Annotated in this window: 20 protein-coding genes and 1 riboswitch; of the genes, 9 read left to right on the forward strand and 11 right to left on the reverse strand. The window is 46.3% G+C overall.

Going from position 1 to position 21,693, the window contains the following annotated elements; translation table 11 throughout:
• Window positions 1-206 precede the first annotated feature (206 nt).
• The gene (gene pbpG, locus PGW99_RS00920; protein ID WP_273779382.1) at window positions 207-1,262 is read left to right on the forward strand and encodes a D-alanyl-D-alanine endopeptidase PBP7/8; all 1,056 of its coding nucleotides are present in this window, start codon (window positions 207-209) and stop codon (window positions 1,260-1,262) included.
• A gap of 95 nt (window positions 1,263-1,357) precedes the next feature.
• On the opposite strand, the gene thrC is transcribed toward pbpG, so the two are convergent.
• The 4 genes from thrC to xerD form a co-directional block, all read right to left on the reverse strand.
• Window positions 1,358-2,503, reverse strand: coding sequence for a threonine synthase (gene thrC, locus PGW99_RS00925; RefSeq protein WP_273778214.1), 1,146 nt, complete (start codon window positions 2,501-2,503; stop codon window positions 1,358-1,360).
• Window positions 2,504-2,557: 54 nt separating this feature from the next.
• Window positions 2,558-3,859: a homoserine dehydrogenase gene (locus PGW99_RS00930; RefSeq protein ID WP_273778215.1), complete on the reverse strand. Its 1,302-nt coding sequence runs from the start codon at window positions 3,857-3,859 to the stop codon at window positions 2,558-2,560.
• A 100-nt stretch (window positions 3,860-3,959) separates the two neighbouring features.
• Entirely contained in the window at window positions 3,960-4,775 is an 816-nt protein-coding gene (locus PGW99_RS00935; RefSeq protein WP_273778216.1) for a DsbC family protein, read from the reverse strand.
• Window positions 4,776-4,896: 121 nt separating this feature from the next.
• Window positions 4,897-5,814, reverse strand: coding sequence for a site-specific tyrosine recombinase XerD (xerD, locus tag PGW99_RS00940; protein ID WP_273778217.1), 918 nt, complete (start codon window positions 5,812-5,814; stop codon window positions 4,897-4,899).
• 176 nt (window positions 5,815-5,990) lie between these two features.
• Between xerD and PGW99_RS00945 the strand changes: the two genes are divergently transcribed.
• The 5 genes from PGW99_RS00945 to ftsW all read left to right on the forward strand — a co-directional run bounded on the left by PGW99_RS00945 (window position 5,991) and on the right by ftsW (window position 11,104).
• The gene (locus PGW99_RS00945; protein ID WP_273778218.1) at window positions 5,991-6,257 is read left to right on the forward strand and encodes a FeoA family protein; all 267 of its coding nucleotides are present in this window, start codon (window positions 5,991-5,993) and stop codon (window positions 6,255-6,257) included.
• Complete coding sequence (gene feoB / locus PGW99_RS00950) at window positions 6,254-8,107, forward strand: ferrous iron transporter B (protein ID WP_273778219.1); 1,854 nt, start codon at window positions 6,254-6,256, stop codon at window positions 8,105-8,107. Before PGW99_RS00945 ends, feoB begins: the two co-directional genes overlap by 4 nt.
• 18 nt (window positions 8,108-8,125) lie before the next feature.
• Window positions 8,126-8,377 carry a DUF6587 family protein gene (locus tag PGW99_RS00955; protein WP_273778220.1) on the forward strand — a complete coding sequence of 84 codons (252 nt, stop codon included), beginning with the start codon at window positions 8,126-8,128 and terminating at the stop codon, window positions 8,375-8,377.
• Window positions 8,378-8,539: 162 nt separating this feature from the next.
• Window positions 8,540-9,886 (forward strand): UDP-N-acetylmuramoyl-L-alanine--D-glutamate ligase, encoded by a 1,347-nt coding sequence (gene murD / locus PGW99_RS00960; protein WP_273778221.1) that lies wholly within the window; start codon window positions 8,540-8,542, stop codon window positions 9,884-9,886.
• 21 nt (window positions 9,887-9,907) lie between these two features.
• Window positions 9,908-11,104: a putative lipid II flippase FtsW gene (gene ftsW / locus PGW99_RS00965; RefSeq protein ID WP_273778222.1), complete on the forward strand. Its 1,197-nt coding sequence runs from the start codon at window positions 9,908-9,910 to the stop codon at window positions 11,102-11,104.
• 131 nt (window positions 11,105-11,235) lie between these two features.
• Here the strand turns inward: ftsW and gluQRS are convergent, their stop codons facing one another.
• The 5 genes from gluQRS to thiC all read right to left on the reverse strand — a co-directional run bounded on the left by gluQRS (window position 11,236) and on the right by thiC (window position 16,339).
• Window positions 11,236-12,099 carry a tRNA glutamyl-Q(34) synthetase GluQRS gene (gene gluQRS / locus PGW99_RS00970; RefSeq protein WP_273779383.1) on the reverse strand — a complete coding sequence of 288 codons (864 nt, stop codon included), beginning with the start codon at window positions 12,097-12,099 and terminating at the stop codon, window positions 11,236-11,238.
• Window positions 12,100-12,173: 74 nt separating this feature from the next.
• Window positions 12,174-12,704, reverse strand: a complete 531-nt coding sequence (dksA, locus tag PGW99_RS00975; RefSeq protein ID WP_273778223.1) for an RNA polymerase-binding protein DksA — start codon at window positions 12,702-12,704, stop codon at window positions 12,174-12,176.
• A gap of 215 nt (window positions 12,705-12,919) precedes the next feature.
• The gene (gene cpdA / locus PGW99_RS00980) at window positions 12,920-13,729 is read right to left on the reverse strand and encodes a 3',5'-cyclic-AMP phosphodiesterase (protein ID WP_273778225.1); all 810 of its coding nucleotides are present in this window, start codon (window positions 13,727-13,729) and stop codon (window positions 12,920-12,922) included.
• Between the two features lie 18 nt (window positions 13,730-13,747).
• Window positions 13,748-14,365 carry an NUDIX domain-containing protein gene (locus PGW99_RS00985; RefSeq protein WP_273778227.1) on the reverse strand — a complete coding sequence of 206 codons (618 nt, stop codon included), beginning with the start codon at window positions 14,363-14,365 and terminating at the stop codon, window positions 13,748-13,750.
• Between the two features lie 75 nt (window positions 14,366-14,440).
• Entirely contained in the window at window positions 14,441-16,339 is a 1,899-nt protein-coding gene (gene thiC / locus PGW99_RS00990; protein WP_273778228.1) for a phosphomethylpyrimidine synthase ThiC, read from the reverse strand.
• 100 nt (window positions 16,340-16,439) lie between these two features.
• Window positions 16,440-16,561: riboswitch (TPP riboswitch) on the reverse strand.
• Window positions 16,562-16,849: 288 nt separating this feature from the next.
• Here thiC and phoU point away from each other — a divergent pair.
• Window positions 16,850-17,590 carry a phosphate signaling complex protein PhoU gene (phoU, locus tag PGW99_RS00995; protein WP_273778229.1) on the forward strand — a complete coding sequence of 247 codons (741 nt, stop codon included), beginning with the start codon at window positions 16,850-16,852 and terminating at the stop codon, window positions 17,588-17,590.
• A gap of 389 nt (window positions 17,591-17,979) precedes the next feature.
• Here phoU and PGW99_RS01000 read toward each other — a convergent pair whose 3' ends face one another.
• Both PGW99_RS01000 and argH read right to left on the reverse strand, forming a co-directional pair.
• A complete protein-coding gene (locus PGW99_RS01000; RefSeq protein WP_273778230.1) occupies window positions 17,980-18,252 on the reverse strand; it encodes an oxidative damage protection protein in 273 nt (90 codons plus the stop codon).
• A gap of 9 nt (window positions 18,253-18,261) precedes the next feature.
• Complete coding sequence (gene argH, locus PGW99_RS01005) at window positions 18,262-19,695, reverse strand: argininosuccinate lyase (protein WP_273778231.1); 1,434 nt, start codon at window positions 19,693-19,695, stop codon at window positions 18,262-18,264.
• Between argH and PGW99_RS01010 the strand changes: the two genes are divergently transcribed.
• Together PGW99_RS01010 and PGW99_RS01015 are read left to right on the forward strand one after the other, a co-directional pair.
• Complete coding sequence (locus PGW99_RS01010) at window positions 19,686-20,822, forward strand: sensor histidine kinase (RefSeq protein WP_273778232.1); 1,137 nt, start codon at window positions 19,686-19,688, stop codon at window positions 20,820-20,822. The two genes, argH and PGW99_RS01010, sit on opposite strands and share 10 nt — an antisense overlap.
• A 60-nt stretch (window positions 20,823-20,882) precedes the next feature.
• Window positions 20,883-21,626: a LytR/AlgR family response regulator transcription factor gene (locus PGW99_RS01015; protein ID WP_273778233.1), complete on the forward strand. Its 744-nt coding sequence runs from the start codon at window positions 20,883-20,885 to the stop codon at window positions 21,624-21,626.
• Window positions 21,627-21,693: the final 67 nt, after the last annotated feature.

Here is a 21,693-nt window from a genome sequence, read left to right on the forward strand (position 1 = left end):
CCTTCCTGAATAAATCTATTTTTTTGTTACATAAAGCAAATTAAGCTTGCAATGAAACGACAAAATTAGCAATGCTATTCATATCCTCAATGCATTGTCTTGTACAAAATCGTGGCACTGGAAATGCCTGATTGCTGTGCAAATGTAAGGTATATTGTAGGTAATAAGCAACTTTCTCTTATTCTCCCCGAGTTGAGTGTCGAATGATGAAAACTTCTAAAAAGTCTTTAATGCATGTGTTGAGTATGTCTATTCTACTCAGCCTGAGTTCAACGAGCTTTGCAGAACTCGTCATGAATCCGGCTCCAGGGGAAAATGGACAGGCTTCTCTCACTTGGTCAGCTGAAGAGGCCGACCAGTTTCTGAATGGTGAAGTAACCGTAGCGCAAGACGTGACTCCACCTGGTTCCACCAAGGTCACCACAACACTACGCAGCAGTACTCAGGCACCTGCAGCGACCGTGGCTAAAAAAGTCCAGATTTTGGATACTTCAAGCAATTATCGTAATCAGCCTGTTGTCAATGCCCGTTCGGCCTTGGTTCTTGATGCACAAACCGGTGAAGTGCTGTATAGCAAAAATACCAATACCGCTTTACCGATTGCATCGATTACCAAATTGATGACAGCCGTTGTGACTGCAGATGCACGTTTAAACATGTCTGAAGAAATCACCTTACAGCCTGTTGATTTCGCTGGAGCAGGTGGTAAAAATTCAAGCTCTACATTACGTGTCGGCGATAAAATGAACCGTGCCGAGGCGTTATTGTTTGCTTTGATGAAATCAGAAAATCCGGCTGCGGCTGCGTTAGCGCGGACGTATCCAGGCGGTAAGCCAGCCTTTGTGGCTGCAATGAATGCTAAAGCTCGTGCTTTGGGCATGACCTCGACCAAATATTATGAATCGACTGGGCTAGATCCACGTAATGTGGCATCCGCACGTGATTTAGGTATTTTGGTCAGTGCGGCCTCACAGTACGGATTGATTCGCCAGTTCTCCACAACAGCGAGTTATGACTTTAACCTGGGTTATCGTGTCTTGAAATCTAATAATACCAATGCCTTGGTGCGTAATGGCGGTTGGAATATTAATCTATCCAAAACTGGTTATATCAATGAAGCGGGGCGTTGTGTAGTTATGCATACCACAGTCAATTCACGTCCAGCGATCGTCGTATTACTTGGTGCAAGCACCACGCAAGCACGTAACAGTGACGCGACCAACTTAATGACTTGGTTAGGTAATTTGCCAAAACGTATCTAGTTTCTTACTACCAGCCTGATAATATTCATTTTTATCAGGCCATAAAAAAACCCTGCTGAAGCAGGGTTTTTTTATTCTTTCATGCTGGAAAAATATTATTCCATATTTGAAAGAATTGAAGTTTTTACATCATTCATAGTGGCATCGATCGTCAACATGACTGCATCAGAGCATTGTTTGATGGCAGTATCTGGATCTTTCAGGCCATTACCGGTTAAGGTACAAACGATGACAGAACCTTCAGGAATCTTACCGTTTTTCACGTCACGGATGGCACCACCCAAGCTTGCTGCAGAAGCTGGTTCACAGAACACACCTTCATACATCGAAAGCATACGCTGTGCTTCAAGGATTTCGCTGTCCTGAAGTTCATCAAACCAGCCGCCAGACTCTTTCATTACTGCATGTGCGTGGTTCCAGCTTTGTGGGTTACCAATACGGATTGCAGTCGCAATGGTTTCAGGATGTTCAACAGGAGCACCACGTAGGAAAGGTGCGGAACCGGCTGCTTGATAACCGATCATTTTAGGACGCGCTGCTTGTGCTGGTAAACCAGTGAAAGCATCGGCTTCACGATCATATTCACAACGGTTAGTTGCATATTCGCTTGGATCAACCGCTTGCTCTGAATAGCCCATCCAGTGCGCTGTAATGTTACCCGCGTTACCTACTGGCAAGCAGTGATAATCTGGTGCACGGCCCAAAGCATCGACAATTTCAAATGCCGCAGTTTTCTGACCTTGTAAACGGTAAGGGTTGATCGAGTTTACGATAGTCACTGGGGCTTGATCAGCAACTTCTTTCACTAGGCGCATACCATCGTCAAAGTTGCCGCGGATTTGCATGGTGATCGCACCGTACATCATGGCTTGTGCCATTTTGCCCATGGCAATTTTGCCTTCAGGAATCAAAACAAAGGCTTTGATGCCCGCACGCGCTGCATAAGCCGCAGCTGCTGCAGAAGTGTTACCTGTAGAGGCACAGATAATCGCTTTTGAACCCGCTTCAACAGCTTTGGTTACAGCCATGGTCATACCACGGTCTTTAAATGAACCTGTCGGGTTTAAACCTTCATACTTCACATAGATTTCAACATCTTTGCCAATAATGCGCGGAATGTTCTCCAGTTTAATGAGCGGGGTGTTCCCTTCACCTAAAGAGATAGCACGAGTCGTTGCTGAAACTGGCAAACGGTCACGATAACGATCAACAAGACCGGTATAACGATTGGCATTAGACATGATGGTGTTCCAAATGTGAGTAGAGCTGGTGAGGGGAGTTGCCCCTCAACCCGATTAACTGTCCAGCGATTCTAAACGAATTCGCACGATTTCGCCACGAGTTGCTGGCAATGCTTGGATTTTTGCCAGAGCCTCGTCCATTTTTGATTCCACAATTGGATCGGTGAGAATCACAATTGGAATAAGATCTTTTAAGCGAGGTTGCTGCATGATGGCATCAATACTGATGCCGGCACGACTTAAAATAGTTGTGATGTCGGCAAGTACACCAGTTTGGTCTTCTACATCCACACGGATGTAGTAACTGGTGGTCATATCCTCACGGTTCAGGATCGGAGTATCTGTCAAGGCTTCAAAGGCCAACTGAGGAATCGTACCTGAACCATCTTCCGTGTAAGAAATGTCACGTACGATATCCACGATATCTGCGACAACCGCTGAAGCTGTTGGGCCAGCACCTGCGCCAGCACCATAATACAGTGTTGGACCGACTGCATTGGCCTGCACCAGTACGGCATTTTTAACGCCGTTGACATTCGCAATCAGCTGTTCTTCAGGGATTAAGGTCGGGTGTACGCGAAGCTCGATACCATTTTCAGCACGGCGTGCAATGCCCAAATGTTTAATACGGAAACCGAGTTCTTCCGCATATTTTACATCTTGCGCTGTAATCTTACTGATGCCTTCGGTATAAACCTTGTCAAACTGCAATGGAATACCGAATGCGATAGAAGCCAACAAGGTAAGTTTGTGTGCAGCGTCAATCCCTTCCACGTCAAAGGTTGGATCGGCTTCGGCATAACCCAGTTCCTGAGCTTCTTTGAGCACATCGGCAAAAGCACGGCCTTTTTCACGCATTTCAGTCAGGATAAAGTTACCTGTACCGTTAATAATGCCCGCCAGCCATTCAATTTTGTTGGCAGCCAGACCTTCACGAATCACTTTAATAATAGGAATACCGCCGGCTACCGCCGCTTCATAGGCGATCTGGACTTTATGGTCATCTGCTGCTTTAAACAGTTCATTACCATGTTCAGCCAATAGTGCTTTGTTAGCAGTCACGACTTGTTTGCCATGTTTGATGGCTTCCATGATCACTTCATAGGCAGGGTGAATGCCACCCATGACTTCAACGACCACATCGACATCTGGTTGGCATACGATGTCCATCAAGTCGCCACTTTGCTTGATGCCTTCAAGATTTAAGTCTGGACGAGGGCGACGGGTACCTACATGGGTAATTTGAATTTCACGACCGGTGCGACGTTTAATTTCAGCAGCATTTTCTTGTAAAAGTTTTAGGGCTCCACCACCGACGGTGCCAAGACCAAGGATTGCCAGGCGAACTGGTTGCACGTCACACTCCATATATCACGAATTCAATTAAGTTTAAGATCATAGCTAAAAAAAGCGCCAGACTCTAGGGTGTAGATGCGTTATCTACACCCGATCAGGATTAATTGCCCAAACGCTGAATTAACTCTTGTGGCGACAGATAACCACCGAGATACTGACCTTCGACATTATAAATGGCCGGGGTGCCATTCACCCCCATTTTTTGGCCTAACTGGTACTGGGCTTTGACCGGATTCTGGCATTGTGCTGCTGGCAATTGTCCACCATGAATGGCTTGTTCAAAGGCCGCATGACGGTCTGCACTACACCAGACGCTTTCCATTGCCGGGAATAATTGCTCGCCGCGTGGCCAGGCAATGTAACGTACCTCGATACCGGCAGCATTGATTTCGGCCATATGGCTATGCAGTTTCTGGCAATAAGGGCAGCTGATATCGGTAAAGACATAGATCACATGTTTGGTTTGACCTTTGGCTGGATAAATCAGCAGGTCTTCTGTTTTGAGTGCAGCCAGATGTTTTTTGTTTTCCGAGGACTGGAAGCTCTCACTGACATTATGCAGCTGTTTGTCTCCTAAACGGATGACATCACCTTGAATGATGTATTTGCCATCACTCGTTGCATATACCGCACCCATGCCTTCAAGATTCACCCAGTACAAGTTTGGTACTTCAGTACTTTTGACATCGAGTACTTTGGCATTGATATTGGCAGTTTTGAAATGTTGCTGCAGGGTCTGGAGCAGATGTTCCTGAGTCTTGCGTTCCGTCAGGGGAGAGGCTTCACCCGTCGCAGGTGCCGTAGCAGTTAAGGTATTTTGTTTTTTGTCGTCATTATTGCTATTGGAGCATGCAGCAAGCAGAACGCTGGTCGTTAGCGCACAAGCCAACGCCAAACGGGAACGGGTAAACAGCATAAAAGACCCTTTATTATGTAAAGATTAGGGAAAGGATAGCCCGCAAGCATAGCAAAAAAATATCCATGGATTGATTAAATTTATTGATCTAGCCAGGGCTTTTTCACAGTTTTCCAGGTTGTTAAGCGCGTGGATGATGCTGTGCATGCAGCTGTTGTAAACGTAGCTGTGCCACATGAGTATAAATTTGTGTGGTGGACAGGTCACTGTGCCCCAGCAGCATTTGTACCACACGCAAATCCGCACCATGGTTCAATAAATGCGTAGCAAAGGCATGGCGCAAAGTATGCGGCGAAAGTTCAGTTTCGATGCCTGCCTGTAAAGCATAGCGTTTAATCGCGTACCAGAAATTTTGCCGGCTCATGATGCCGCCGTGTTGCGTCAGAAACAGATAATCTGTGGCGGTTTTATACAGTTGTGGTCGTGATTCAGTCAAATAACGCTCGACCCACTCACAAGCAACCTGTCCTAAAGGAACCAGCCGTTCTTTATTGCCCTTACCGACAATACGTAAATAGCCCTGTTTCAGGTTGATCAGTTCCAGCCGTAAATTCAGCAATTCTGTCACGCGCAAACCGCAAGCATACAGCACTTCCAGCATGGCGCGGTCACGCAGGCCGAGCGCAGTTTCGGTGTCGGGCGCCTGAATTAGCGCTTCGACATCCTGTTCGGACAAGTCTTTGGGTAAGGCTCGACCAATTTTGGGTGTTTTGTGTGTGGCCACGGGATTATCAGAACGTAGTTTGTGTTCACGCAAAAATTTATAAAAAGACCGTAATGCCGAAAGACAGCGGGCAATTGAACGTGGACTCTTGCCTTGTTTGGTCAGTTGTAGCAAGACATCAGCCACTTGATCGCTGTTCCAGTCGATGAGCGGTATGCTGCTGCATTCACTGCATTGGATCAGATCGGAAAGATAGGCGTTGCGCGTATGGGGACTGACGGTTTGTGCAACCAGATAATCGCGGAAGCCCTGCAAGAAGCTGAGGTGTGCAGGAATCTGGACTGGTGCAGGGATACGGGGCTTTTTATTTAACATGTTTTCATCTGATAGGATTTAATAAACCGATGCTTTGTATTGGTTTTTATTCACTGTAGAGCAATTCTTTTCTGCTGTCGATGTGATATAAGAAGATGAGAATTGGAATTGAACCTTATTTGGTAATTATTCTCATTTGCTAGTATACTGTAGAAAATGTTTTAGGATCGGATGCGGTGCGTTTATCAGAGTTAAAAGTTAAGCAAGCTGCCATCATCACCAAGGTCAACCGGACTTTGGATGGCAATTCGGGTCAGCCTGACCTTGTCGCAAGTCGACTCGAAACTTTGGGTTTCGTGCCGGGTACACGCGTCGAAGTGATTACCAAAGGTATTTTTGGTGGAGATCCTATTCTCATTCAGATCGGATTTACCCGTTTTGCCCTGCGCAAAGTGGAAGCCGAAAAAATTGAAATTCGCGTCGGAGAAGGAGCGCCCGCATGAGTGATGCGCTGCGTATTGCCCTTGTGGGAAACCCAAACTGCGGTAAAACCTCATTATTTAACCATCTCACCGGAACGCGCCAGAAAGTGGCCAATTATGCGGGTGTGACGGTTGAACGCAAGGTCGGTTTTTTTAATTTGCCTTCAGGACGACAAGTTCGTGTCTTGGATTTGCCCGGCACTTACAGTTTAAATGCCACCAGTCCGGATGAAGCGATTACCCGAGATGTGTGTCAGGGAAAAATTGCTGATGAGCAGCAACAGGATGCATTCTTGTGTGTCGTCGATGCGACCAACCTGAAGCTGCATTTGGGTCTGGTTCTGGAAGTTATTGATCTCGGGCGCCCGATTCTGCTGGTGCTGAATATGATGGATGAAGCACGCCGTCGCGGGATGCAGATCGATGTGCAGAAATTGTCACAACGTCTTGGTGTGCCGGTGATTGAAACCGTCGCAGTGCGTAACGCGGGCATTGAAAACCTGATGGCTGCACTCGATCAGGCACAATATAGTGTCGCGGATACTGAGCTCAGCGATTTAAGCAGCAGTGCCCATCATAAAATTGATGCCATCTTAAAAGATGTCGTGAACTTTGTGGATCATGAAGATAAACGCTCTGATTTCCTAGATAAAATCTTTTTACATCCAGTCCTGGGACTGCTCAGTCTGGCCTTGATGATGTTTGTGGTCTTCCAGGCGGTCTTTGCCTGGGCAGCTCCGTTTATGGACGGGATCGAGGCACTGTTTGGCTGGCTCGGTGAAACCGTAAGTGGATATATCCAGCAGCCGTTGCTGAACAGTCTGGTGGTGGATGGGATTATTGCCGGGGCTGGCGGTGTGGTGGTGTTCCTGCCGCAGATTCTGATCCTGTTTTTCTTTATTTTAGTGCTGGAGGAATCCGGTTATTTGCCACGCGCCGCTTTCTTACTTGATAAGTTGATGTTTAAAGCCGGTTTGAGTGGTCGTGCCTTTATTCCACTGCTTTCCAGCTTTGCTTGTGCTGTGCCGGGTATTATGGCAACCCGTAGCATTAATGATCCGCGTGACCGTCTGACCACCATTATGGTGGCGCCGTTGATGACCTGTTCAGCACGTCTGCCGGTGTATGCCTTGCTGATTGCAGCTTTCATTCCTGAGAAAATGATCTGGGGTGTGTTGAACCTCCAAGGTTTGGTGCTGTTTGGCTTATACATGGCAGGGATCATCAGTGCGTTGTGCGTATCCACCGTGATTAAAATTTTCCAGAAAGATAAATCACAACATGCCTTGCTGATGGAATTGCCGAGCTATCGTTTCCCGGACATCAAAAGTGTTTGGATCGGTTTGCTGGATCGTGCCAAGATTTTCTTGAAACGGGTCGGTGGTATCATTTTCGCCTTGTCGATTCTGCTCTGGTTCCTGTGTACTTTCCCGCAAGCACCCGAGGGGGCAACCGGACCAGCAATTGATTATAGTTTTGCCGGCATGATTGGACATTTGATGCAGCCAATTTTTGCCCCTGTAGGCTTTAACTGGCAAATCTGTATTGCCCTGATCCCGGCGATGGCAGCCCGTGAGGTGGTGGTGGCTGCGCTCGGAACCGTGTATGCCTTATCTGCAACGGATGAAGATGCGGTGGCGCAAGGTCTGGCCCAATTGATCAGTGCGGATGGTAGCGGTTGGTCACTCGCGACAGGTTTGTCCTTGCTGGTCTGGTTTATTTATGCACCGCATTGTTTGGCAACACTGGCAACAGTGCGTCGTGAAACCGGTTCATGGCGAACCGTGAGTATTATGACCGTGTATCTGTTTGGTCTGGCTTATTTCATGTCATTCCTGACCTATCAGATCGCATCTTATTATTTCGGTTAAGCACCGAAGGAGGTTGAGATGGTTGAAGGGCTAATCATTGCCGCACTGGTGAGCTGGAGCGCACTGGTGGTGTTTAAAAAGCTTTTTCCGAAAACAGCGTACTCGGTTTTCTTTCGTGCTGCGCAGGGCTGTGAAAAACGCGGCTGGCAGCGTTTGGCGAAATGGCTGCAACCTGCCATGTCGGCTGGTTGTGCGGGTGGCTGTGGTTGCAGTACCACTGATACACCCTCCGCAAAAAAAGTGGAAGTACAGTCGGTAAAATGGCGCTAATCTTCATCTCACCGGTTTTATGACTTAAGCCGCCCTTAATGGGCGGCTTTTTACGCGCTGACACAAAAAAAGTGCATAGAAAATTAAAACAGAAAAAGCATTCAAAACCTCAAAGTGCTACCATTTTGCCAGTTCAAAAATACCTCATCATGCGGAGTGAAAATGTTAATACAACGTGGTGGACTCAAAGTCGTCGCAGGCCTAGGAATTTCCGGTGTATCGGCAGTTAATTTTCTACATCAACAAGGCTACCAGGTTGCAGTAACAGACTCACGCACAACGCCTCCGGGACATGATCAGATTCCTCCTGAGGTGCAAACCAGTTTTGGTCAACTCGATCGCGATTTATTGCTCAAAGCTGAAGAAATCATTTTAAGTCCTGGCCTGGCACCGCAACTGCCAGAAATCCAGGAAGCTATCGCGCAAGGCATTCCAGTGATTGGTGATATCCAGCTACTGCGTCGTGCGACAGATGCTCCCATCGTGGCGATTACCGGTTCTAATGCTAAAAGCACCGTGACGACCCTGATCGGTTTGATGGCCAAAGATGCAGGCAAAAAAGTGGCGGTTGGCGGCAATTTGGGACGCCCTGCGCTGGATTTGCTGAAAGATGAGCCGGAGTTGCTGGTTCTGGAGCTTTCCAGTTTTCAATTGGAAACCACTTCTAATTTAAATGCTGAAGTTGCGGTCGTGCTGAATATGAGCGAGGACCATCTTGATCGCCATGGCAATATGCTCGGTTATCATCAGGCTAAACACCGTATTTTCCAAGGAGTGAAAAAGGTGGTCTTTAACCGTGATGATGCGTTGTCACGTCCTTTGGTACCTGATGCGATTTCCATGCAAAGTTTTGGTTTGAGTGCACCGGATCTGAACCAGTACGGTATTTTGCGAGACTTGGATGGCACCATCTGGCTGGCGCGTGGCCGTGAACGTCTGATCAAGAGTTCGGAATTGTATATTCAAGGTACACACAATGTGGCCAATGCCTTGGCTTGTCTGGCTTTGGGTGAAGCGATTGGCTTGCCATTAGAATCAATGCTTAACACGCTAAAACAGTTTAAAGGCCTTGAGCACCGTTGTGAGTTTGTGAAAGAAGTCAATGGCGTGCGTTATTATAACGATTCCAAAGGTACTAATATTGGAGCAACACTGGCCGCGATTGATGGTCTAGGAATGGCGATTCAGGCCCAACACGGTAAAGTGGTGATTATTTTAGGTGGACAGGGTAAAGGGCAGGACTTTAGCGCTTTACGTCAGGCCTTACAGCAGTATGTTAAAGTGGCCGTGTTAATGGGTGAAGATGCAGCGCAGATCGCTCAAGCAATTGAGGGCACAACAGAGATCCTGCATGCGGACAGCCTGCAGCAGGCTGTGGCGTTGTGTCAGAAAAATGCGCAAGCACAGGATGTGGTATTACTGTCTCCAGCCTGTGCGAGTTTTGATATGTTCAAGGGCTATGAAGATCGTGGTCACCAGTTTGTGGCTTGCGTGAACGCCCTGCGCTAAAAACAACAATAAGGAAGAATTATGGCTGGGTTTGCTCAGACAACCATTGAAAAGATGCAGCAGGTTTATACGCGGTGGGCACCGCGGATCCCTGCGGAAGTCACGCCTCGTAATGTGCTGATTTTTTGTGTTCTGGCCTTGTTGTGCTTAGGCTCAATCATGGTGGCTTCGGCATCTATGCCCTATGCTGAACGTATGCATGAAAATCCATTCCACTATGTGGTGCGTCATGGAATCTCGATTGCTGTGGCCGCCGTGGCTGCCTTCTTGACCTATAAGGTTTCTTTAAATCAATGGTTTAAAAATGCCTTTCCATTGTGGCTGATTACCATTCTGCTGCTTTTTCTGGTGCTTATTGCTGGTTCCGAGGTCAATGGTTCGACACGCTGGATCAGGATTGCAGGGTTTACCCTGCAGCCGACTGAGGTGGCTAAGGTGGCCATGGCAATTTTTACGGCAGATTATGTGGTGCGCCGTGCTGAAGAAGTCCGTAATAATATCAAAGGGTTAGCGCGCCTTGCTGCAGTCATGATCCTGACGGTGGGGCTGATCATTGCCGAACCCGACCTCGGTGCGACAGTGGTGATTGCGTTGATGATGTTGGGAATCTTTTTTCTCGCGGGGGCACCGATCATTCAGTTTGGCATCGCCTTTGGTGCGATTGTCATGGCCTTTGTCTTTCTGATTATCTTCGAGCCCTATCGATTTGAACGGTTAATGTCATTTTCCAATCCATGGGCCGATCCTTTAGGGACGGGCTATCAGCTATCCAATGCACTCATGGCCTTTGGTCGTGGCGAATGGTATGGCGTGGGTTTGGGGCACAGTATCCAGAAAATGTCCTATTTGCCTGAGGCACATACGGACTTCATGCTTGCAGTACTCGGGGAAGAATTCGGCTTTTTGGGAATTACTACTGTCCTGATCCTGTCGTTTGGCATGTTGCTGAGCTGCATTAAAATTGGCCATCGTGCTTTGCAAAACCAGTACTTACGTGCCGGTTATCTAGCCTATGGGATTTCAATTATTTTCCTGCTGCAGATCATGGTGAATGCCGGCATGAACATGGGCTTGATGCCAACGAAAGGTTTGACTCTGCCATTTATCAGTTATGGGGGAACCTCATTGATGATGTGTGCGGTCATGGTCAGCCTGATTCTGAAAATTGATGCTTCGACACAATTAGCTAATCCAAATAAAGAAGAATCTAGCTTTTAAACCGGTTGTCCCGTATGCAGAGGACTGCTGCGGGACGGGTTGTTTGATTGCTTGCTTGTACGTTTGTAACTGCAAAACTCATTTTGACGCTATCCCTGGTTATTCCCTTAGCTCATTTTACTGATTGTAATTTAGAGATAATGACCTGGTAAAAGTGTGCCTTTAGGAATCTTTTGTATATCCCATTGCGTAACGGCCTGAACCAGCATACGGGCAGGTGTATCCAGATCCACTGGGGCTTGACCCAATACCTGTAAGGCCTGTTGTAACAATAGGGACGCTTGGCTCAGATCAAGCGCCTGTGCCAGATTTTGTTTGGAAAGTTTCTGGCCCTGATCATTCATGGCCAAGGGGAGGTGCATATAGTTTAAAGTGGGATAGCCGAGCAGTTGGCCGAGCCAGATCTGTCGTGCGGTGTTGTCGAGCAAATCAGCACCCCGAACGACATGAGTAATACCTTGCAAGTAGTCATCGACCACCACAGCAAGTTGATAACTGATAATGCCATCACGGCGACGGAGTACAAAATCTCCCAGTTCATGCTGTAAATTGCTGCAGTGCAGGCCTTGTAAACGGTCTTCAAAGCAGATGTCTTGGTCAGCGACTTTGATCCTGATGGCCTGATGCTGAAAGTCCAGTCCTAGATCGCGGCAAGTTCCAGGATAGATCGCATTCGAACCGAGCATCTTGCGGGTACATTGACAGGCATACACCAGATGCTGTTGTCTCAGCTGTTCAATGACCGAGTGATAAATGTCTAAGCGATCTTTTTGAAATAGAATTTCGCCATCGGGTTCGAACTGGAAAGCCTCGATTGCGGCCAGAATATGCTGTTCACTGCCGGGATAGATGCGAGGAATATCGGTATCTTCAATGCGGAGCAGCCATTGACCTTGGTGGGCTTTGGCATCGCAATAGCTGGCGACCGCTGTAATGAGTGAACCAAAATGCAAAGGACCGGTTGGCGATGGCGCAAACCGGCCTGAGTAGCGCATCAGCGACACATCATTCTGCTGCTGCACAGGAGCAAAGCTGTCTGGCTTTGCTGAGAAAGATTTAACAGTCACTGTTAACCGTTATTTTGTTTCTCTTTGATTTCCGCTAAGGTCTTGCAGTCGATACACAAGGTTGCGGTTGGACGCGCTTCGAGACGACGCAGACCGATCTCGATCCCGCAAGTTTCACAAAAACCGTAGTCATCATTTTTGATGGCTTCAAGCGATTGCTCAATTTTGCGGATCAACTTACGTTCACGGTCACGCGTCCGTAGTTCAATTGCAAATTCTTCTTCTTGCGTTGCACGGTCATTCACATCTGGCAGAGCGGTATTTTCATCCTGCATGGTGTTGAGTGTACGATCAACTTCAGACATCAGCTCTGCTTTCCAAGCCTCTAGAATTTGGCTGAAATGTTCAAGCTGACCTTCTGACATATATTCTTCATTCTTTTTCGGCTGATAAGGTGCGATACCGAATAAGCTTGCTGTAGAACCACCTTCAGAAGCCTTTGGCTTGGTTTTACGCACGCGTTTAGCGGCCTTGTCAGCATCAGCGATTTCTGTTTGTTCGTCCAAGACTTGATTTTGGTTGTCATTCGCCATATAGGGCATTCCTCATCATATGCATATATAGATACGCAAAAAATATGGTGATATGCAAGTGTTTTTATCCAATTCCGTCAGGGTAATTTGTCCTTCGGGGGCGCCATCATATAGGCTTTTTTGCACATATGATAGTCTTTTAATGTTTGGATTTGACTCTTGGCTCGTCCTTTTTTAGATGCCCTAAATTAATAGAAAAAAACCGGCTTGAAAAGTTAATAGCCGGAAATTTTTGCGTTTGTTGGGGTTCGCTGGTATTTAACACGGTAGACTTGGCTGTCGAATTGACCATCCTGATGCAAATAGAGTACCCGGTAGCCTGGTTCACACTCATCGAGCGCAAAATCCTGGCTGAAAGGTTTGAATTGTACGCAGGTTGATGGAGCCGATAAAAACTGGATACCTTCCCATTCGGTAAATGCATCCTGATGTACATGACCATTTAACACGGCTTTCACGTTGCTGTGTCGGGCTAATACATCTGTCAGGTCTTCACTGTTCTTCAGCTTATGCTGATCAATCCAGTGCGACTGCATGGCAAAAGGGTGATGATGACAGGCCACAATCACATGTTTGTCTGCATACTGTTCGAGCAAATCATGTAGGCATTGCAGGTCGGTTGCCTTGATATGGCCATCAATTCTACCTTTGACTGCACTGTTTAATAAAATTAAACACCAGTTTCCAGACTCAATCGCTGTGGGTTGAGATTCTCCCGATGGGAAGGGAAAAAGGCTTAATTCATCATGATTCCCAGGAATTTGGAAAAAAGGTATACCGAGCTGTTGCATATAGGCTTGATAGCGTGCATAGGTTTCAACCACAGGGACTTGCGCTACATCTCCCGTATGAATAATCGCGTCAATCTGAGGATGATGTGTCAGGATGTGTTGCATCACGGTATGAAAACTTTGTTCCGGATTCATCCGGACAAATTCGAGATCCGCCTGATCCATCAGATGCGTATCGGAAATCTGAATGATCACATAGGGTTGCTGCGGGGGTTGTGAAATAGATAAAGACATGCCTGACCTCGGACACCCTTATTTTTTAATTGTATTGATCTGTTGCTGTAACCACTGCAACGCCATAATCACGGGTGAATTACGTAAACGGCCTTGGCTGAACAAAGCGGCAATGTCGCTATATTCAAACAGGTGGAGCTTGATATCTTCACCTTCATCGCTCATGCCAAAGATTCCGCCTGCTGCAGTTAAATCAGCTTTCGCTGCATAAAGATGAAAAAGTTCTGAGCAGGCACCGGCAGAGGGATAAAAGCTGAACAGGTGTTGTAGATCAAAGATCTGACAGCCCGCTTCTTCAAGACTTTCACGACAGATACAGCTTTCCGGTGACTCATCGCCATCAAGGACGCCGGCGATGACTTCAAGCTGCCAAGGGGAATACTGATCATCAAGCGCACCAACACGGAACTGTTCAATCAATGCAAATTTTTGTTGTTGATCATCATAAATCAAAACACCCGCCGCTTCCGGACGGTGAATGAGTTCACGAGTTAGGACAGGAGTATATTGTGCATCGGCAAACTGACGGTGGCGTAGATGAACCTTCTCGACCTGAATAAAGCCCCGAAAGAGTGACTCACGTGAAGTGATTTCGACATCTTGGTAACTAAAACTGGCTTGATCGAGAATATTCATAAGTCAATTAGGATGAAATCTGCTGATTTCATCCTAACTGAGATTATGCTGAACACAAATGTTTTTTTTGAACTTTTAAACTTTGTGGTACAGTTTTTGACCATGTTCCTGGTAAGCATTTTTCATGGCTTCCAGACCAGCTTCCACTTCACCATCTGATTGTTTTTCAACCTTGGCATTCTGCTGATTTTGTGCGTAATCACGCACATTTTGTGTGATTTTCATCGAACAGAACTTAGGGCCACACATCGAACAGAAGTGTGCAGATTTATGCGCTTCTTTTGGCATGGTTTCATCGTGCATGCTACGTGCCGTATCTGGATCCAGACTCAGGTTGAACTGATCTTCCCAACGGAATTCAAAACGTGCTTTCGACAGGGCATTATCACGTGCTTGTGCACCCGGATGACCCTTGGCCAAGTCTGCAGCATGGGCGGCAATCTTGTAGGTAATAATCCCGTCTTTCACATCTTTCTTGTTTGGCAGACCCAAATGTTCTTTTGGTGTCACATAGCACAGCATTGCTGTACCGTACCAGCCAATCATCGCCGCACCAATTGCCGAGGTGATATGGTCATAACCCGGAGCAATGTCGGTCGTCAATGGGCCAAGCGTATAGAACGGTGCTTCTTTACAGACTTCTAACTGGAGATCCATGTTCTCTTTCACCATGTGCATTGGGACATGGCCAGGACCTTCAATCATGACCTGTACGTCATGTTCCCAGGCACGATGGGTCAATTCACCGAGCGTTTTCAACTCAGAGAATTGAGCTTCGTCATTCGCATCTTGAATACAGCCTGGACGCAAGCCATCACCCAGACTGAACGAAACGTCATAGGCTTTCATGATTTCACAGATTTCATCAAAATGCGTGTACAGGAAGTTTTCCTGATGGTGTGCTAGACACCACTGTGCCATGATCGAGCCACCACGGGAGACAATACCGGTGAGACGGTTTGCCGTCATAGGCACATAACGTAACAGTACCCCGGCATGAATGGTGAAGTAGTCCACACCCTGTTCTGCCTGTTCGATCAGGGTATCTTTAAAGATTTCCCAAGTGAGGTCTTCAGCCACACCGTTGACTTTTTCCAGTGCCTGATAGATGGGCACGGTACCGATTGGCACTGGCGAGTTACGGATAATCCATTCACGGGTTTCATGGATGTTCTTACCGGTTGATAAGTCCATGATGGTATCTGCGCCCCAACGGGTGGCCCAGGTCATTTTCGCTACTTCTTCATCAATTGAAGAGCCCAATGCGGAGTTTCCGATGTTGGCATTAATTTTCACTAAGAAATTACGACCAATGATCATTGGCTCGACTTCAGGGTGGTTAATGTTGGCTGGAATAATCGCACGACCGGCAGCAATTTCCTGACGCACAAATTCTGGAGTAATTTCACGCAGATTTTGTGCACCAAAATTTTGGCCTGGATGCTGACGCATATCCACACCTTCACGCTGGCGCTGGTTTTCACGGATGGCGATATATTCCATCTCTGGGGTGATAATGCCTTGTTTAGCATAGTGCATCTGGGTCACGTTCTTGCCAGCCTGGGCACGACGCGGGTTCTGGATATGCGCAAAACGTATTTCCGCAGTACGGATATCTTTCAGGCGTTCCTGACCAAATGCAGAAGTGAGGGTTGGTAATAATTCGGTATCACCACGTTCCTCAATCCACGGCGTGCGTACTGCAGGTAGACCTTTTTTTAAGTCGATTTGCACATTCGGATCGGTATAAACACCCGAAGTGTCATACACCATGATTGGCGGGTTTTTCTCGCCGCCTAAACCTGTTGGGGTGTCAGTGAGTGAGATTTCACGCATTGGGACCTGGATATCTGGGCGTGAGCCTTCGATATAGACTTTGCGTGATGCGGGTAAAATACGGGTCAGATCTTTGGCATCTTGCTCATGTTGGGCAAGAGCTTGTTCTTCTGGGGATAGATTCGTTAATTGGTTCATGGCTATGATCCTTGGGGATAGTCATCAACGAATCAAGCTCGACCAAAAACGAAGGCAGGGGGTAAAGGCATTCAAGAGCAACTTTACACTGAAGCAGTGAGTTTTTAGATGGCTTGATTCCTACGCAGGTGTTAACCTGATCAGGTTCAACGGTACTTGCATTTAAAATCAAATACTTATTGCAATCTCAGCGAGTTTTTACTCGCGCTCCGTCAAGCATGGCTAAATCTTAGCATGGATTTGCAGAATAAAAAGCGCTGCTTGTGGCGGTGGGTCAAATCTCTGTCCGCTTTCTATTCGTCAGTAGTAGGGTGAAGGGAGGGATAAAAGTTGTATTTTGATGCATTGCAACAGATGAGCAACGCAATGGCACAAAAGCGAGAATGATGGAAAGGAAATACCATGCTACGCTTGATCTTTTTCATTCGATTGTCATAAATTTTTCATAATTGTTGTGATTTAATAGACAGCAAACTTATATTCGTCCGTCGCTGTGTTGGAGTGCTAACCTTGAGTCCAAATAATCCTGTATTAAGCCATCATATTTCTTCCCAATTTAATGAAGATATGCAGGGTGTAAGTACCAAGTTTATGAGCATGGGAGGCTTGGTTGAACAACAGGTAGCAAATGCTATTCGTGCGCTCTTGGATACCGATGCTAACTTGGCGATTGATGTACAGTTTCAAGATAATGTCGTGAATCAGCATGAACGCGATATTGATGAAGCCCTCACCTTAATTCTAGCGCGTCGTCATCCAGCTGCGATTGATTTGCGTATGGTGATTGCGATGAGCAAGGCCAATACCGATTTGGAGCGTATTGGTGATGAGGCTGCGAAAATTGCCCGTATTGCACAGAACCTCTGTGAAGAAGGGGGGTCACCACGCGGTTATATGGAAACCCGTCATATCGGCAATCAAGTTCGTGTCATGATCCATGATGCCCTAGATGCTTTTGCACGTTTAGATGCAGAGCAAGCTTTACGTGTGGTGCTGGCAGATGCTGATATCGACCGTGAATATCAGTCAGCAACGCGTACCTTAATGACCTATATGATGGAAGATCCACGCCACATCTCACGTGTATTGAACGTGATGTGGGTATTACGTTCACTTGAACGTATTGGCGATCATGCACGTAATATCTGTGAACAAGTCATTTATATGGTGAAAGGTCTGGATGTACGTCATACCAGCTTGGCTGAAATTGAGCAGAAAGTACAAGGAACCCCAACTCCACCTGCACAGTAATATGCAGAATGGTTTGAACCATACCTGAAGAAAAAAGCCCTGGTATAAAACCAGGGCTTTTTTCATTCTGCGACAAAGATAGCTTATTCTATTTGCTTCACAGCAATTCTTTATTTTATTGTTTTTATTTGATATTTTTTGCTTCTTGTCGCTGTATGGCCTTAGAATAGAATACTCGACTAAAGTCGTATATAAGCTAAAAACTTATCCTTGTGTCAGTGATAACGTACAAAAATCATGCATCTGTTTATCAATGTCGCTATTCGGAAATAACTAAGTCAGGTCAAGAGCGATTATTTTGATGCTGCGTAGCGCAGCAGTGCGATTCATCATTAGTGATCAGCAATAAAAAAACCTCGCAGGGTGCGAGGTTTTTTTCTTAACTAGAATTAAGCTTCCGGCTTCCAGCCCTCGGCTTTTTCTACCGTTTCATCATTGCTGAGGAATTTTTCACGCTGTTCTTCCAGGAATTTTTTGGCTTCTGGTTCGAATACGTTTAAACGCTTTTCATTGATCAGCGTGGTTTGATGTTTTAACCACTCCTGCCAGGCCTGTTTAGAAACCGTATTCAAGATTTCCTCACCTTTGGCACCTGGAAATGGTGCAAAGTCCAGACCTTCCATTTCCTGCTGATATTTACGGCAAAATACTTGTCGAGACATCTCAGATCCTTAAGCGTAAAGTTGTTCTAGGCGTGCATGGGCACGGGCAATTGCAGCTTCAACCTGTGCAGGCGCGGTTCCACCAATATGGTTGCGGGCATTCACAGAGGCTTCTAAAGTCAGTGCTTTCTCAAAAACATCGGCTTGGATCAGGTCGGAGAACTGCTGTAATTGTTCAAGTGTCAGCTCGGAAAGATCTTTACCTTCCTGTACCCCTAAAGCCACCGCTTTACCGACAATTTCATGTGCATCACGGAAAGCCACGCCATTTTTTACCAGATAATCTGCCAAATCTGTTGCGGTTGAGAAGCCACGTAACGCCGCTTCGCGCATAATTTCGATATTCGGCACAAGGGCTGGAATCATGTCAGCAAAGGCCATCAATGATCCGCGTACGGTATCAATTGCATCAAATAGTGGCTCTTTATCTTCTTGATTGTCTTTGTTATATGCTAATGGCTGACCTTTCATTAGGGTGAGCAGACTGATCAGGTCACCAAACACACGGCCTGATTTTCCACGGATCAGTTCAGGAACATCCGGGTTTTTCTTCTGCGGCATAATTGATGAACCGGTGCAGAAGCGATCTGGAATATTCACGAACTTGAATTGTGCAGAAGTCCAAAGAATGAGTTCTTCAGACATGCGAGATAAATGCATCATGATGAGAGAAGCCGCTGCATTAAATTCAATGGCGAAATCACGATCTGAGACCGCATCCAGCGAGTTTTCAGCAACTGCTTCAAAACCGAGTAATTCAGCGGTATAGGCACGGTCGATTGGATACGTTGTACCCGCAAGCGCAGCAGAACCAAGTGGCATACGGTTGACACGTTTACGGCAATCAATCAGGCGCTCGGAGTCACGGACCAGCATTTCAAACCAAGCCAATAAGTGATGGCCAAAGGTCACAGGTTGCGCCGTTTGTAGATGGGTAAAGCCCGGCATAATGGTGTGGGTATTTTGGGCAGCGAGTTGCAGAATACCTTTTTGTAATTTTTTCAATAACTCTAAAATAGCATCGATTTCGTCACGCACATACAGGCGGATATCGGTGGCCACTTGGTCATTACGGCTGCGGCCCGTATGCAGCTTTTTACCGCTGATGCCGATGCGTTGCGTTAGACGTGATTCGATGTTCATGTGCACATCTTCGAGGTCAATGCGCCATTCAAACTGACCTGCCTCAATTTCGGCTTTGATGGTGTTTAAACCATTGATGATATCGTCACGTTCTTGTGTCGTCAGTACGCCAACTTTGGCCAACATGGTGGCATGTGCGATTGAACCGGCAATATCTTGTTTATAAAAGCGTTGGTCAAATTGCACAGATGCGGTAAATTCGGCAACAAAAGCATCAGTGGCTTCGGTAAAACGACCACCCCACATACCTGAAGTTTGGTTTTGGGCAGACGTTGTAGAGGAATTAGAAGATGTGGTCATGTCAGCTCAGTAAAATAAAAAAGAGTATAGCAAATTCGTTACCGGATGCCGAAACATATCGCAATACGCCTGATGACCGGCAAACTCATGCACAATCCTCCTATTTTTTTACGAAAACCAGCCGATGGCAACATTTATTCGAGTTGTTTATTGCAGGCAATATTCTGGCTCTGGTCTTGGCGCTTGCTGAAGCACAATCCTGGTCTCATTTGAATGGGATACGTCTGTTTCAATACATGGCGTATATCAGCTGGGTGTTGCTGTCTTTTGCCGCGATTACCGATGCTTTCAGTGGGGTTTTTCGCCGTTGGACCTATTCTGCAGTGCTGGTCGCTGGTTTTACTATTCTGCAGGTTGTCGTGGTGTTGACGACCATGAGTTTGAATGGACTATTGGCTTTTGGACGCAGTTTTTCCTGGACATCATTATCTGCTGCGGACTGGCTGGATGGTGTGGTCTTGCATCTGAGTTATGGCCTGTTATTAGGTGCTTTTTGTTTGCGCTATTTATATATGCAGGAACAGTGGTTGCGCCAACAGCAAAGTGAGTTGCAAGCCCGTATTCAGGCAATGCAGGCCCGGATTCATCCGCATTTTTTATTTAATAGTCTGAACAGTGTGGTGAGTTTGATTGCGATTGATCCAGATAAAGCCGAAGCCATGTTAATTAATTTGTCACGTCTGTTTCGTGCCAGTTTTCAGGAACTGAAGCTGGTGAGTCTGGCTGAGGAAATTCGCTTATGCCAGCATTATTTGGAAATCGAACAAATCCGCTTGGGAGATCGTCTTAGTGTGAACTGGAAAATACCTGAACCGCAGGATTTACAGCGTATACAGATTCCATTGTTGACCTTACAGCCTTTACTGGAAAATAGTATTTTGCATGGTGTTGAAAAAACGATCAATTCGAGTAATATCAGTGTATTGATTGAAATTGTTGAAAATAAAGTCAATATTGTCGTTACCAACCCCTATAGCACAGAGAAAACCAAGCGCCATCAGGGGCATGGGATTGCACTCGACAATATCCGACAACGATTAAAAGCCTATTATGGTGATTCCGTACAATTTCAAACTTATGCGGGGCAGGCGTTATTTACCACTGTCCTGCAATATCAATATCAATAATAAAATTAAAGTTTGCTTTATAACAAATAAAGCAAAGTGAATTGGGGGTAAGGAGAGAACATGGATATCCTGATCTGTGATGATGAAGCACTCGCAGTGGAACGCTTATCTCGTTTGGTGACCAATTTAGGGCATCAGGTCGTGGCCACCGCACAACATGGCCAGCAAGCACTCGAACTGGTCAAGCAATGTGAGCCGGATGTGGTGTTATTGGACATTCAAATGCCAGAGATGGATGGTCTGAGTTGTGCTCAACAATTGAGTCAATTGGAGCCGATGCCAGCGATTGTGTTCTGTACTGCCTATGATGATTATGCACTTGAAGCATTCAAATCGCAGGCGGATGGTTATTTGTTAAAACCGATTGCAGCCAGTGAGTTGCAACAGGTCCTGGATAATCTGACCAAGCTCAATCAGGCACAGGTAAGCCATTTGAGCCAGCAAGCGACAGATACATCCTGTTCTAAAGCTCAACGCCATCAGATTTCAGCCAAAACGTATCGTGGTGTGGAGCTGATTCCCGTTGAAAACGTTTATTATTTTCTGGCAGATCAGAAATATGTCACGGTACGACATAAACATGGTAGCGTCCTGATTGACGAAACCTTAAAAGAATTAGAACAGGAATTTGAAGAGCGTTTTATTCGGATTCATCGCAATGCGCTGGTTGCTGTGGATTATCTGGATGGTTTGGAGTTGGTGAGTAGTGGTCAATATCAGGTTCGTTGTCGTGAGCTGGCTGAACGTCTTGCAGTCAGCCGTCGCCATCTCCCAGGATTGCGTGAGCGTATTCATAAGCTTTAATCATATGACTACCTTTAGATGAACCCGCATAATTTACTTGCATTTTTGAGTCAGCAGGTTAATTTTA

Source organism: Acinetobacter sp. GSS19, from assembly GCF_028621895.1.
GTDB lineage: Bacteria > Pseudomonadota > Gammaproteobacteria > Pseudomonadales > Moraxellaceae > Acinetobacter.

What these genes read in the sequence shown, in the direction of transcription:
- pbpG (WP_273779382.1), top strand. Translation starts at nt 207, where the DNA reads ATGAAAACTTCTAAAAAGTCTTTAATGCATGTGTTGAGTATGTCTATT.
- thrC (WP_273778214.1), bottom strand. Translation starts at nt 2,503, where the DNA reads ATGTCTAATGCCAATCGTTATACCGGTCTTGTTGATCGTTATCGTGAC.
- PGW99_RS00935 (WP_273778216.1), bottom strand. Translation starts at nt 4,775, where the DNA reads ATGCTGTTTACCCGTTCCCGTTTGGCGTTGGCTTGTGCGCTAACGACC.
- xerD (WP_273778217.1), bottom strand. Translation starts at nt 5,814, where the DNA reads ATGTTAAATAAAAAGCCCCGTATCCCTGCACCAGTCCAGATTCCTGCA.
- feoB (WP_273778219.1), top strand. Translation starts at nt 6,254, where the DNA reads ATGAGTGATGCGCTGCGTATTGCCCTTGTGGGAAACCCAAACTGCGGT.
- PGW99_RS00955 (WP_273778220.1), top strand. Translation starts at nt 8,126, where the DNA reads ATGGTTGAAGGGCTAATCATTGCCGCACTGGTGAGCTGGAGCGCACTG.
- murD (WP_273778221.1), top strand. Translation starts at nt 8,540, where the DNA reads ATGTTAATACAACGTGGTGGACTCAAAGTCGTCGCAGGCCTAGGAATT.
- ftsW (WP_273778222.1), top strand. Translation starts at nt 9,908, where the DNA reads ATGGCTGGGTTTGCTCAGACAACCATTGAAAAGATGCAGCAGGTTTAT.
- gluQRS (WP_273779383.1), bottom strand. Translation starts at nt 12,099, where the DNA reads ATGCGCTACTCAGGCCGGTTTGCGCCATCGCCAACCGGTCCTTTGCAT.
- dksA (WP_273778223.1), bottom strand. Translation starts at nt 12,704, where the DNA reads ATGGCGAATGACAACCAAAATCAAGTCTTGGACGAACAAACAGAAATC.
- cpdA (WP_273778225.1), bottom strand. Translation starts at nt 13,729, where the DNA reads ATGTCTTTATCTATTTCACAACCCCCGCAGCAACCCTATGTGATCATT.
- PGW99_RS00985 (WP_273778227.1), bottom strand. Translation starts at nt 14,365, where the DNA reads ATGAATATTCTCGATCAAGCCAGTTTTAGTTACCAAGATGTCGAAATC.
- thiC (WP_273778228.1), bottom strand. Translation starts at nt 16,339, where the DNA reads ATGAACCAATTAACGAATCTATCCCCAGAAGAACAAGCTCTTGCCCAA.
- PGW99_RS01000 (WP_273778230.1), bottom strand. Translation starts at nt 18,252, where the DNA reads ATGTCTCGACAAGTATTTTGCCGTAAATATCAGCAGGAAATGGAAGGT.
- PGW99_RS01010 (WP_273778232.1), top strand. Translation starts at nt 19,686, where the DNA reads ATGTGGTCATGTCAGCTCAGTAAAATAAAAAAGAGTATAGCAAATTCG.
- argH (WP_273778231.1), bottom strand. Translation starts at nt 19,695, where the DNA reads ATGACCACATCTTCTAATTCCTCTACAACGTCTGCCCAAAACCAAACT.
- PGW99_RS01015 (WP_273778233.1), top strand. Translation starts at nt 20,883, where the DNA reads ATGGATATCCTGATCTGTGATGATGAAGCACTCGCAGTGGAACGCTTA.